Raw genomic sequence first — 12,209 nt, forward strand, 5'->3', positions numbered from 1 at the left:
AGGTGTGTATATCAAGAAGTGTGAGGGTTTTTACGGATCGCTGCGTAAAGCAGCTCCTACTTCAAAGCAATTCTGTCTTGTAGGAGGTGGTTTACCCGCCGAGCTGTTTAGTGATAGGTGTGTATATCAAGAAGTGTGAGGTTTTTTAAAGGTCGCTGCGTAAGGCAGCTTCTACTGCAGGGCAATTCTGTCTGGTAGGAGGTGGTTTACCCGCCGAGCAGTTTGGTGACAGGTGTGTATATCAAGAAGTGTGAGAGGCCTACAGATCGCTGCATAAAGCAGCGCCTACTTCTGAGCAACGAGCTAAAGCAGGATAAATTGATGTAGATCATTGCATAAAGCGCTTGAATCACATTTCGACTTTGTTATACTTCGACGCGAATTTTCAGTTTAAACTGAAAGTTCAAAACTAACTAAGCCCAATTAAAGATCAGGACTATCCGTGCCCTCACACAGCTTTGCTACAGATAAACCAGTCGTTAGTGATACTGCCGTTTCAGGAAGTACCACGTCGCGTGTTTGGTTATTTGGGCGTGTTGCTGCGGTACTTAGCCTGTTAATGGTAGCCAACTCAGTATTATTATTCAGTGGTATGTTAGGTGATGTAGCTGAATTAGAAGCATTATTTGCAGATAATTCGTTACCAGACTCTCTTGTGGTGATGCTCGGAGCGTTTTTGGCTCAGCCTATTTTATCATTACACTTGCTGGTTGGTATTTATTGGTTAGTTTTCCATACTATTTTGCCTACACGCGCTGGCATCGTGCTACGCAAAATGGTATTCGCCTCTACAGAGGCTATACACCCTCAACCGGCGCCCAGCGCACATGGTTGTCGTGCTCCTCCTTTTAGATACCGCTGTCTGTTTGCGTAATCGCAATATTTATACCAATTAGACTTAATACTTGCTCAATTTGAAAGCATAAATCTGACGCCTACAGCGTAAAAATTTCTTATTTAGAACAACTAAATAGTAAAATTTTTGCCTTGCCTATATGGATGTAGGTACCTTAGCGACAGCAGGACGCGGTAGCGGAGTTATGGACAAGATTTTCTCGCTTAAAAATAGACCACTTAATCAAGATAATTGGTATTAGATCCAATGTGCTTAATATCAATTTGTCTTAACGCTTGTTCAATTTGAACGAGGACTCCTGACGCTAATTGCGTTAAAAATTGTTTATTTAGAACAACTAAATAGCAAATTTTTTGCGGTGTTATCGACAAGGTGCTCTCGTCTCTAAATCGATCACTTAATTAATCAAATTGGAACAATTTGCACTTTGCAGATCAGCAGTCAGCAATTCACTTTCGATTACATTAATCGGCTACTTATCGTCCTTTTTGAGCGAGTTGTAGGCTTGGTGATGTGATTGTCCGTTTACTGTATCAATCAATTATTTGGTAAATAGGTTAGTGACTGGTATCAACGAAGCGTTTCCCTTCACTAATGTATTTCCTAATAGATACAGTGCAATTCGAACTTGTGCAGCGTAGCTCGCACAAAAAGATACTCAGCGTGCTTGATAAATAAGCCGCAGCTTATCGTTGAAGGGTAATCAATTGAATAAACGTAGTGTCGTGAATTATGCGCTCGCTTCATTGGGGCTAATGCTCACCGGTTGTAATGGTGGCATTTTGGATCCCAAGGGGCAAATTGGCATGGATGAGAAGTCCTTGATCATCATTGCCACTGTACTGATGTTACTCGTTGTAGTACCAGTTATTATTCTTACCTTATATTTTGCGTGGAAGTACCGAGATGGTCGTGACCACGAAATCTATGCACCTAAATGGGCCCACTCTAACAAAATAGAAGCCGTGGTTTGGACCATTCCGATTGTGATTATTATTGTGCTTGGGGTGATCACCTGGCGCTCTACACAATCGCTTGATCCATACAAGCCGTTGGAGGGCAAAGGAGAACATCTCACCATTCAAGTGGTATCGCTAAACTGGAAGTGGTTATTTATCTATCCAGAGCAAGGCATTGCCAGCGTGAATGAACTGGTGTTTCCAGCGAATGTCCCGGTGGAGTACAAAATCACTTCCGAAAGCACCATGAACTCTTTCTTTATTCCGCAGCTTGGTAGTCAAATCTACTCGATGGCAGGGATGGAAACGCAGCTTCACCTGATTGCTAACGAGCCGGGAACGTTCAATGGTTTTTCTGCCAACTACAGTGGGGCGGGTTTTTCTGGAATGAAGTTCAAAGCCATTGCCACCAAAGACAAAGCAGATTTTGATAACTGGGTTGCCGATGTTAAAGCAAACGGCGACGCCTTAACCGCAGATCGTTACACGCAGTTGACAGAGCCTTCAGAATATCACCCCGTTGAGTATTTTGGCTCGGTAGAGCAGGGCTTATTTCACACCATAGTTATGAAGTACATGCAGGGTCATGGCGAAATGAACTATTACGCCAAACCAGAGCATGCTGCGCATTCACATCACGGCAAGGCTGAGGAGTAATTATGTCGTTGTTTGGTAAATTATCCATCGAGGCAATCCCCTATCACGAACCCATCATTATGGTGACGTTAGCCGTGGTGACGATTGTTGGTCTAATCGTGGCGGCAATGGTCACAAAATACAAAAAATGGGGCGTGCTGTGGCACGATTGGATCACTTCAATCGATCATAAACGCCTAGGCGTGATGTACATTATCTTGGCATTAATTATGTTAATGCGTGGTTTTGCCGACGCCATCATGATGCGTACACAGCTGGCCATGGCCACAAGCGGCGCAGCCGGTTATCTGCCTCCAGAGCATTATGACCAGATCTTTACCGCACATGGGGTGATCATGATCATCTTTATGGCGATGCCATTTATGATTGGTTTAATGAATATCATCTTGCCACTGCAAATTGGTGCTAGAGATGTTGCCTTTCCGTTTTTGAATAACCTTAGCTTTTGGTTGACAGCGGGTGGGGCTATTTTGATCAATTTATCATTGGCATTTGGTGAGTTTGCAAAAACCGGTTGGGTGGCATATCCGCCCTTGTCGGAGTTGTCGTTTAGTCCGGGTGTTGGGGTTGATTACTATATTTGGGCACTGCAAATATCCGGGCTTGGGACATTGCTCACCGCCGTGAACTTCTTGGTAACCGTATTTAAGATGCGTGCACCTGGCATGACGCTAATGAAAATGCCTATTTTTACTTGGACTTGTACTTGGGCAAATATTCTAGTTGCGGCGTCTTTCCCAATCCTTACTGCATTGCTTGCGATGCTAACGCTTGACCGTTATATGGACTTCCATTTCTTCACCAATGAAGCCGGTGGTAATGCCATGATGTATATCAACCTGTTCTGGGCATGGGGTCACCCTGAAGTGTATATCTTGATCTTGCCTGCGTTTGGGATTTTCTCAGAGGTTATTTCGACTTTTACAGGTAAACGCTTGTTTGGCTATAAGTCGATGGTGTATGCCAGCGGTGCGATTTCTATTTTGGGCTTTATTGTTTGGCTACATCACTTCTTTACTATGGGTTCAAGCGCCAATGTTAATGCTTTCTTTGGGGTCATGACGATGGTCATTGCGGTGCCAACGGGAGTAAAACTCTTTAACTGGTTATTTACCATGTATCGCGGTCGGTTACGGATCACAGTGCCTGTCCTTTGGACGTTAGGGTTTATGGTGACTTTTACCGTAGGTGGGATGACTGGCGTACTGCTTGCAATTCCTGGCGCGGACTATGTGCTGCACAACAGTCTTTTCCTAATTGCACATTTCCATAACACCATTATCGGTGGGGCAGTGTTTGGTTATCTGGCGGGATTTGCTTACTGGTTCCCTAAAGTAATGGGTTACAAGCTTGATGAGCGTTGGGGTAAAGCCTCATTTTGGTGCTGGCTAGTTGGCTTTTTTGTGGCCTTTATGCCGCTTTATGTGCTTGGCTTCTTAGGCATGACACGTCGCCTTAATCATACCAACACGCCAGAGTGGAACATTTGGCTATACATCGCGTGCATTGGTGCCTTTATCATTATGTTTGGGATAGTTTTCCAAGTGGTACAGCTAGTGGTGAGCTACAAAAACCGCGAGCAATTGCAAGACACCACAGGCGATCCGTGGAATGGGCATACGCTTGAGTGGTCTACGGACTCTCCCCCACAGTACTACAACTTCGCGACAACTCCTGTGGTTGACAATATTGACGCTTGGACAGAAATGAAAGAGCAGGGACAGGCATACCAAAAACCTGCACACTATCAGCCTATTCACATGCCAAAAAATACCCCCGCAGGAGTGCTTATCAGTGCGTCATTGACCGCGTTTTGCTTTGCCATGATTTGGCATATTTGGTGGTTAGCGGCGGTGGGATTAGTCAGTGCTATCGCGGTATTTATTAAACGTTGTTACACCCGCGACGTTGATTATTATGTTCAGGTTGACGAGATTGAGCAGATTGAGTCTGCCCACCTTTCTCGTACATTACAGGAGGGTTAATTCATGAGTGCTATTACTCCCGCTACGCTGCATGCGTTAGAAGATGCTCACGAGCATGCAGACCATGACACAGGTTCAAATACCGTATTTGGTTTTTGGCTATATCTGATGACGGATTGTTTGTTGTTTGCTTCCTTCTTTGCCACTTACGCTGTGTTGTACATGAACACCGCAGGTGGCGTATCTGGCAAAGATATCTTTGAGCTGGGTTTTGTTGCGGTTGAAACCGCAGCCTTACTGTTAAGTAGTATTACTTTTGGTTTTGCCATGATAGCGGCAAACAAACAGAAAAAGTCGCAAACCTTATCTTGGCTTGCGGTGACATTTGCCTTTGGTGCGGTGTTCATTGGCATGGAAGTGTATGAATTTCATCATTTAATAGTACACGGTCATGGACCGCAAAATAGTGCTTTTCTGACTTCTTTCTTCTCATTAGTGGGTCTGCACGGTATGCACGTGACGGCAGGCTTGATTTGGATGAGTGTGATGATGATTGAAGTGACACGTCGTGGTCTTAAGCCACAAACGGTAACACGTTTGAGCTGCTTAAGCTTATTCTGGCACTTTTTAGACATTGTTTGGATCTGTGTATTTACTGTTGTTTATTTAATGGGGGCAATGTAATGAGCCATAGTGGATCTCAAGCGTTAGCACAGACTGATGTTCATAAGCATGAACACGACAGCCACGGTAGTGTGAAGTCGTATCTAATTGGTTTTGTGCTATCCGTTATGTTGACAGCCATTCCTTTTGCTGCCGTGATGAGTGGCAGCTTGTCATCTAGCACGACATTTTGGACGTTAGTGACAGCGGCGTTAGTGCAAATTTGGGTGCACCTAAAGTACTTTTTACACCTGAATTTTGTTACCGAAGAAGGCAAGGCAAGCACGCTTTCCTTTATCTTTAGTGCGTTGATTATTGTGATGGTAGTGGGGCTGTCGGTCTGGATCATCTACGAATCGAACGCCATGATGATGTATTAACAGGAGAGTAGTCATGCTGCGTCGTTATTTTCAGGTGACAAAACCTGGGATCATTATGGGAAACTTGATTTCAGTCGCAGGAGGCTTTTTATTGGCCTCTCGAGGTGAAGTTGATTGGCTGCTATTTGCATTGACTCTGCTAGGGCTATCTTTAGTCGTTGCGTCAGGTTGTGTAGTTAACAATGTCATCGACAGGGATATCGATGCGGCAATGGCTCGCACTAAAACTCGCGTGACAGTAACTGGGGAAATTTCCTCAGTTGCTGCACTGTCACATAGTCTGGTACTCGGATTATCTGGCTTTGGGCTCTTAGCCTATTTCACCAATTGGATTGCGCTGGGTTTTGCCGCATTTGGGTTTTTTATTTATGTCGGTGTTTACAGCTTATACATGAAGCGAAACTCAGTGTATGGCACTGTGGTTGGTAGCCTGTCAGGGGCAGTGCCTCCTGTGGTTGGTTACTGCGCAGTAAGCGGGGTGTTTGATTCTGGCGCTGCCATTTTATTATTGATGTTTTGTCTTTGGCAAATGCCGCACTCTTACGCCATTGCGATTTTCCGTTTTGACGATTACCGAGCCGCGAATATTCCGGTGTTGCCAGTCGCGCAAGGTGTTGAAAAGGCCAAGCATCATATTGTTTTGTATATCGCCATTTATGCACTGGTGGTGATGTTACTACCGCTTAGCGGCTACACCGGTGTAGCATTTATGGCGGTGGCCTGTACAACCAGTTTTTGGTGGTTATTGATGGCGCTAAAAGGGTACCAAAGAGACTCAGATTTACATGGTTGGGCGAGGCAAGTATTTGCATTCTCAATAGTCAATATCACAGTCCTAAGTATCGCGATGGCGATTGATAATCACAGCACAGTTTCTGCGATGCTGTACTGATCGCAGATTATCCCAAAGTAACTAAAACCCAAAGGCCCTCAGGGCCTTTTTTCGTTCTTATTTGTTTTACGTCGCTTGCTTTTTACCCATTTTATCTCCATATCAAGCTTATTGAATAGATGAGAAGATAATAATGGATTTAGGGATAGCAGAGGTATTGTTGTTATTTATGGCGATTTTTATCGCGTCCTTTTTACTTTTTAAGGTCGTGCTATGGGCCAAAAAAATGCCAAAAGGCGCCTATTTATTTTTGGCATTGATGCCGCTTATTTCTCTTTTTCCTATTCCACCACCTGTTTTTAAAAATGTCGCGAAAGCCAAACAAGAACAACGTAAAAAAGCCCCCAAATCAGGCGATAAACCTGAGCAATAAGCATAAAGTGGAACCTTCAAATAGCACGCTGTTTAGCTCGTGAATTCTACTGCCCGCTTGGCCACGCTAGCATCGTGACAGATATAGGCTGTTGAAATAATCCCTTCGCCCAATAGAAACAGGCGCTCGACAGCGGCATCATCAGCGTCGTTGAGCGATTGTTTGAGTAACGCTTTTACCGCAAGTTTGTGCCGCTGGCATAGTTGATTAATTGGACTGGTAAGCTCACCAAATTCTGCCGCTGTGTTAATAAAGTAACAGCCACGGAATTCGCCCAGTACCTCCACCTTATTATTAATCCACTGATCTAGCGCCAAGAACAGTTGCTTTTCGAGCATTTCACTGGTCTCGACATCTTCAAGGCAACCAGATAACCAAGATATAAATTGGTGATGTCGCTGCTCAAGTGTTGCAAGCACCAACGCATCTTTACTCTCAAAATGGTTATACAGAGTCTTTTTAGCGATACCAGATGACTTTAATACTTCGTTAATGCCAATGGCATGAATGCCATGTTGATAGAACAGTTCCATTGCGCAATCGATCAGTTGTTGCCTTTTAGTACTCATCAGTCAGCCATGTTTATTACCGTGATTATAGGTTGACAGAAGTAGACCAAGTTGTCTACTATTTGTGGGGTAGACAAGTTGGTCTACTTTTTTGAAAGGGAACGTATACAATGAGAGAAATACAACTTGCTTTAATTGCTGGAGCGGGCGCGTTTATCGCCATTGCAATATTGGCGTTTAGTCAAACGATAAGTGTTGAGTATATTTTTTTAATGGCACCTTTAGGCGCTACTGCAGTGCTGGTGTTCGGTGTGCCAAAAAGCCCACTAGCGCAGCCTAAAAACGTTATTTTTGGACATATTATTACTGCAACAATTGGAATTATTTTTGCGCAATATATTGGTGTAAATGAACTCACCTTGGCAGCTGCAACAGGCGTTGGAGTATTTGGTATGTTGGCAACAAAAACGACGCATCCGCCAGCTGGGGCAAATCCCATATTGATAATGCTAGCAATGGAAGGGTGGAGTTTTTTATTTACGCCAGTCATCACTGGTGCTGTGATCTTAGTGCTGGTAGGCAAAGCGACTTTACTATTCACAAATAAGCTTAAAGTAGCAACTTGACGCGAATTAAACTCAGTAGCACTTTAATCGACGTGCGGGCTTATGATAGCCTGCAGTTTTTATAATAGTTCGTTTACTGCATACAACCGCTATAATACCAATTTGACTTAATACCTGCTTAATTTGAAGGCGTAAATCTGACGCTAACAGCGTTAAAAATTTATTTTTTAGAACAACTAAATAGCAAAATTTTTGCCTTGCCTACATATATGTAGATACCTTGGCGATCGCAGAACGCGGTAGCGGGATTATCGACAAAATTTTCTCGCTTCAAAATAGACAACTTAACTAAGGAAATTGATATAAATTGCCCCTCAGAAAACGTCTTTATAATTTAAGTAACTTGTCTTGATTTTCTTTTCTTACAGCCCCGTTGCATCATGTTCTAGTAAATCGCAGAAAGTGTATTTTTTGAGCGTTTGAATGGTAATAAAAGCGAATCGTGAAAATTAAAATAAAAGTATATAAAACAGTAGATTAATATTTTTCACGCTATATATGTGGCAACAGTAACGAAAGTGATGAAATTTCATTGAAAGAGAATTTGAGTTTCGTGCTAGCATGTGGGTAAGGGAGTTAACTTGTCTGATTTATCAATTGATTGCACTACATATTTTTAGCCGGTTGTTCCACGGGATCCGTGGCGCTAAATATTCAAAAGAGGGGGTGTTCCTCAGCGCAAAATCTGCACATACATCGGTGTTATTTCGTGATATGTGTCAGCCTCCAACTCTTAGTCGCCGTTGGTTATATCAAGAACTCAAAATACAGACTGAAACAGCGACGTATTTGATATTGATAAAACATCATGGTGCGAATGAGTTGATACAGACATTACAGCAATACTGGATTAGGCATCATGGTCACCACTTACATGCCAAAGTGAAAAAAATAGAAACGCTACTCAGTAGTCGCTATCTTAGCCAAAGCATACAAAAAGTAGTGTTTGATGTGGCTGGCTCATTATGGTGCAGTTGGAAAGAGGTTGATAAGGAAATATTACCCAAAGCGCTTGAACCCATGGTGGCGACGATACGTGAAATTGCATCGTGGACTGAGAATGATATTGCTGAGTTTCAGTGTGCATTTGTCGCGTACTACTTGGGGCAAGATGTGCTCTATTTTGACCAAGTTGAATCCAACCCTTTGACTCTCGCACAGCGTAAAGCCTGCATTATTCAAGATGACAGGCAACTATTATTGGCTGCAGCAGGCACTGGAAAAACCAGTGTTATCAAGGCAAAATTGGGGTATTTACTGCATCGAAAGCTAGCCAATGCAGATCAAGTGTTACTACTTGCTTATGGCAATGATGCTGCAACTGAAATGCGAGAACGTTGTAATGACATAGCGAATACTCTGAATTGTTCAACGTTTCACTCATTGAGTATGCAGATCATAGAAGCAGTAACAGGAACAAAACCTGTGCTGTCAACGTTAGCAACAGATAAGGCGCAGTTTAAGCTATTTATCTCTGATGCTATCCAGTCTTTGCGACAAGAAACACACTTTGAACAAGCCTTTCATCAATTTTTGGATGGTCAAGCTATAAAGCAAGCCCAACATGTCATTGAGCTACTCAGCCAAATGTTGCCGTTGATAAAGCAGGCGCAAATAATGGGAGAGGTAGAGTCATTAATTATGCGATTTAATCATCAAATGACGGTCCCGCTGGCAGTACTTGCTGAATATCAGTTGTATCTAACCAATGAGGCCTGTATCGATTTTGATGATATGCTAGAACGTGCTATCCATTATGTTGAAAATGACAAATTTAGAGTGCCTTGGCGTTATATTTTGGTTGATGAGTTTCAAGATATTTCTCGTGTCAGAGCAAAGCTAGTTCAAGCGTTATTGGATAAAAAAACTGGCAGCCAATTATTTGCGGTAGGTGATGATTGGCAAGCAATATACCGCTTTAGTGGTGGTGATATACGGCTGACTACAGAATTTGCCAAACATTTTGGAAAGTCTACCACTACCTATTTAGATAAAACTTTTCGCTATCCACAAAGTATTCTGGATACAGCTTGCGAGTTTATATGTCGAAATCCTGAGCAAATAGCCAAAGATATCAGTTCAAACCAACTAGGTATCAAAGGGCAAGGAGTTATAAAAGTCCCCAGTGGTGACGAAATAATGGATGCTCAACAACTCCTTAATTTGATTGAGCAACGTAACGAAGGTGCGGTATCAGTTTTGTTACTTGCTCGAAACCATAAAGGTTTACCTGATAAAGCGCAGGTGGATAACTGGCGTCGACTATTTCCGCAGCTGGCGATCAGTACCAATACATTTCATGGCGCTAAAGGGACAGAAGCCGACTTCACGATAGTGTTTGGCCTTAAAGCACGCCTATTCCCATCAAAAATAAAAGTACCAGAGATAATAGAGGCGTTACTTCCAGCAAAAGGAAGTTATGCAGATGCAGAAGAGAGGCGGTTATTTTATGTCGCGTTAACTCGAGCAAGAAAGCAGTGTTTTCTTTTGGAGCCTGATGAGTCACCGTCTTATTTTCTACAAGAAATTGCGTGATTAAGGTTTATCCACTCTTGATCTTTTATGACATTACACGCATACCATTATTATCACACTAACAATGTTGAGGTAAGGATGAGCACAGATCTATTAAAAGACGCGTTAAAAAGAGTAAACACAATCGTAGAGAAAACAGGGATAGAGCAGTCAACGTATCAAGCGCTTGCTCAACCCCAAAGAACCTTGTCTAGTAATATCTCTATCCGCAGAGATAACGGTAAGTTGGACTACTTTGAGGCACATCGATGTCAATATAATGACCTCCTTGGGCCAACCAAAGGTGGGATCCGCTTTCACCAAGACACCAACGTCAGCGAAGTCCAAGCATTAGCACTGTGGATGACACTCAAGTGCGCGGCGGTCGGTGTCCCGTTTGGTGGTGCAAAAGGTGCTGTAACCGTTGATCCTAAAACCTTAAGTCCAATGGAGTTAGAGCGCCTAGCACGTGCCTATATTAGGGCTAATGCCGATTTCATTGGCCCGGAGCAAGATATTCCAGCACCTGATGTTTATACCAATGCAAGAATTATGGGCTGGATGATGGATGAATATGAGAAAATTGCAAGGCGGAAAAGTCCAGCGGTGATCACCGGAAAGCCCCTTATTTTTGGTGGAAGCGCGGGACGAGAATCAGCAACAGGTCGTGGCGCATTTTTAATCATTGAACAGTTAAGTAATAAAAATAACTGGGATAACTCGGACAAAACAGTGGCAATTCAAGGGTTTGGTAATGGTGGCTATCATTGTGCGCGACTGTTACAGCAATCTGGATACAAAGTCGTAGCAGTGAGTGACTCTAAGGGAGGAATTTACTGTAAGGAAGGCTTGGATATCGAAAGTGTTTATCAAGAAAAGCAGCGCAGTAAATCGCTCAAAGCGGTTTATTGTAAAGACTCTGTGTGTGAAAGTGTTGAACATGATGTCATTAGTAACGATGAATTACTGAGCTTGAATGTTGACATTCTTGTTCCAGCAGCATTAGCAGGTGCCATAACAAAAGAAAATGCTGACTCCATTGCTGCAAATTATATTGTTGAAATTGCAAATGGTCCGGTAGAAGCAGATGCAGATCCCATTTTAAATGATCGCGGCATTATGGTGATCCCTGATATTTTAGCGAATGCTGGAGGGGTGATTGTGAGCTACTTTGAGTGGTGCCAAAATCGTCAAGGAGAAGCATGGGATGAGCAAGTAGTGAACGATAAACTGGCCAATTACATGCAAGATGCTTTTGACCGAGCATGGGAGCTAAGCCGAGAGGAAGGGCTCGACATTAGAGACGCTGTGTATAAGATCGCATTACAGCGAATACAAAGCGCATTACAGGCACATGGGACACAGTCTTACTTCGAAAATCGCGAGTAGTTTTTTAGATTGTGTCGATAAATTTTTTTGCTGTACTGTTTTTCGGTGAATCCACATAATCGCGCTTTTGTTTATAGGGCGATAGCACTTACTGGCAAGTAGTGTTTTTACATTATATTGTAGATGTCGCTCTGGTTATCTGTTTTTCAAGGGGTAATTTGTATGCGCGGTTGGATCATCTATAAAGACTCTGCCAATTTAGTGAAACCTGAAATCTACGAGATAGATAGGTTGATGGCGGTAGCAAAAGAAGAAGGTATCGATCTTCAAGTGTATTCACCGGATCAGTTTGATCTTCTGGTTACTAGGGAAGACGAAGAAAGCATTCTTATCGATGGGCAACCTGTTGCATTGCCTGACTTTATGCTACCCAGAATGGGTGCTGGCACCACATACTTTACCCTTGCTATTATTCGTCACCTTGAGCGTTTGGGTGTGCACTGCTTTAATACCAATTAGTCTTAAT

The 12,209-nt window shown here is 42.9% G+C and carries 11 protein-coding genes and 1 pseudogene; 11 read left to right on the forward strand and 1 reads right to left on the reverse strand.

The features are described from left to right. Nucleotides 1–442: 442 nt before the first annotated feature. From D9603_RS16740 to D9603_RS16770, 7 genes are all read left to right on the forward strand, one after another. Nucleotides 443–874 (forward strand): hypothetical protein, encoded by a 432-nt coding sequence (locus D9603_RS16740; RefSeq protein WP_225740695.1) that lies wholly within the window; start codon nucleotides 443–445, stop codon nucleotides 872–874. Nucleotides 875–1,563: 689 nt separating this feature from the next. Further along, a complete protein-coding gene (gene cyoA / locus D9603_RS16745) occupies nucleotides 1,564–2,472 on the forward strand; it encodes a ubiquinol oxidase subunit II (protein ID WP_128732179.1) in 909 nt (302 codons plus the stop codon). A 2-nt stretch (nucleotides 2,473–2,474) separates the two neighbouring features. Beyond that, nucleotides 2,475–4,457 carry a cytochrome o ubiquinol oxidase subunit I gene (gene cyoB, locus D9603_RS16750; protein WP_128732180.1) on the forward strand — a complete coding sequence of 661 codons (1,983 nt, stop codon included), beginning with the start codon at nucleotides 2,475–2,477 and terminating at the stop codon, nucleotides 4,455–4,457. A gap of 3 nt (nucleotides 4,458–4,460) precedes the next feature. After that, complete coding sequence (cyoC, locus tag D9603_RS16755) at nucleotides 4,461–5,081, forward strand: cytochrome o ubiquinol oxidase subunit III (RefSeq protein ID WP_128732181.1); 621 nt, start codon at nucleotides 4,461–4,463, stop codon at nucleotides 5,079–5,081. Further along, complete coding sequence (cyoD, locus tag D9603_RS16760) at nucleotides 5,081–5,440, forward strand: cytochrome o ubiquinol oxidase subunit IV (protein ID WP_128732182.1); 360 nt, start codon at nucleotides 5,081–5,083, stop codon at nucleotides 5,438–5,440. Before cyoC ends, cyoD begins: the two co-directional genes overlap by 1 nt. Before the next feature lie 13 nt (nucleotides 5,441–5,453). Further along, nucleotides 5,454–6,332: a heme o synthase gene (cyoE, locus tag D9603_RS16765; RefSeq protein WP_125253824.1), complete on the forward strand. Its 879-nt coding sequence runs from the start codon at nucleotides 5,454–5,456 to the stop codon at nucleotides 6,330–6,332. A gap of 133 nt (nucleotides 6,333–6,465) precedes the next feature. Beyond that, nucleotides 6,466–6,705: a hypothetical protein gene (locus D9603_RS16770; RefSeq protein ID WP_125253825.1), complete on the forward strand. Its 240-nt coding sequence runs from the start codon at nucleotides 6,466–6,468 to the stop codon at nucleotides 6,703–6,705. A 32-nt stretch (nucleotides 6,706–6,737) separates the two neighbouring features. Here D9603_RS16770 and D9603_RS16775 read toward each other — a convergent pair whose 3' ends face one another. Then, nucleotides 6,738–7,274: a TetR/AcrR family transcriptional regulator gene (locus D9603_RS16775; protein ID WP_128732183.1), complete on the reverse strand. Its 537-nt coding sequence runs from the start codon at nucleotides 7,272–7,274 to the stop codon at nucleotides 6,738–6,740. A 110-nt stretch (nucleotides 7,275–7,384) separates the two neighbouring features. On the opposite strand from D9603_RS16775, the gene D9603_RS16780 reads away from it, so the two are divergent. From D9603_RS16780 to D9603_RS16800, 4 genes and pseudogenes are all read left to right on the forward strand, one after another. Beyond that, complete coding sequence (locus D9603_RS16780; RefSeq protein WP_128732184.1) at nucleotides 7,385–7,840, forward strand: HPP family protein; 456 nt, start codon at nucleotides 7,385–7,387, stop codon at nucleotides 7,838–7,840. Nucleotides 7,841–8,401: 561 nt separating this feature from the next. Beyond that, nucleotides 8,402–10,375, forward strand: coding sequence for a UvrD-helicase domain-containing protein (locus D9603_RS16790; RefSeq protein ID WP_128732185.1), 1,974 nt, complete (start codon nucleotides 8,402–8,404; stop codon nucleotides 10,373–10,375). Nucleotides 10,376–10,453: 78 nt separating this feature from the next. Further along, complete coding sequence (locus tag D9603_RS16795) at nucleotides 10,454–11,743, forward strand: Glu/Leu/Phe/Val dehydrogenase (RefSeq protein ID WP_128732186.1); 1,290 nt, start codon at nucleotides 10,454–10,456, stop codon at nucleotides 11,741–11,743. A gap of 162 nt (nucleotides 11,744–11,905) precedes the next feature. Beyond that, a pseudogene (locus tag D9603_RS16800) lies at nucleotides 11,906–12,187 on the forward strand (RimK family alpha-L-glutamate ligase); the annotation flags it as partial. Between the last annotated feature and the right edge of the window lie 22 nt (nucleotides 12,188–12,209).

This window comes from Pseudoalteromonas sp. PS5, assembly GCF_004103255.1.
GTDB lineage: Bacteria > Pseudomonadota > Gammaproteobacteria > Enterobacterales > Alteromonadaceae > Pseudoalteromonas > Pseudoalteromonas peptidolytica.

Excerpts from the sequence above, each read along its gene's own strand:
- D9603_RS16775 (WP_128732183.1), bottom strand. The coding sequence starts at position 7,274 with ATGAGTACTAAAAGGCAACAACTGATCGATTGCGCAATGGAACTGTTC.
- D9603_RS16790 (WP_128732185.1), top strand. The coding sequence starts at position 8,402 with ATGTGGGTAAGGGAGTTAACTTGTCTGATTTATCAATTGATTGCACTA.
- cyoB (WP_128732180.1), top strand. The coding sequence starts at position 2,475 with ATGTCGTTGTTTGGTAAATTATCCATCGAGGCAATCCCCTATCACGAA.
- cyoD (WP_128732182.1), top strand. The coding sequence starts at position 5,081 with ATGAGCCATAGTGGATCTCAAGCGTTAGCACAGACTGATGTTCATAAG.
- D9603_RS16795 (WP_128732186.1), top strand. The coding sequence starts at position 10,454 with ATGAGCACAGATCTATTAAAAGACGCGTTAAAAAGAGTAAACACAATC.
- D9603_RS16770 (WP_125253825.1), top strand. The coding sequence starts at position 6,466 with ATGGATTTAGGGATAGCAGAGGTATTGTTGTTATTTATGGCGATTTTT.
- cyoC (WP_128732181.1), top strand. The coding sequence starts at position 4,461 with ATGAGTGCTATTACTCCCGCTACGCTGCATGCGTTAGAAGATGCTCAC.
- cyoE (WP_125253824.1), top strand. The coding sequence starts at position 5,454 with ATGCTGCGTCGTTATTTTCAGGTGACAAAACCTGGGATCATTATGGGA.
- D9603_RS16780 (WP_128732184.1), top strand. The coding sequence starts at position 7,385 with ATGAGAGAAATACAACTTGCTTTAATTGCTGGAGCGGGCGCGTTTATC.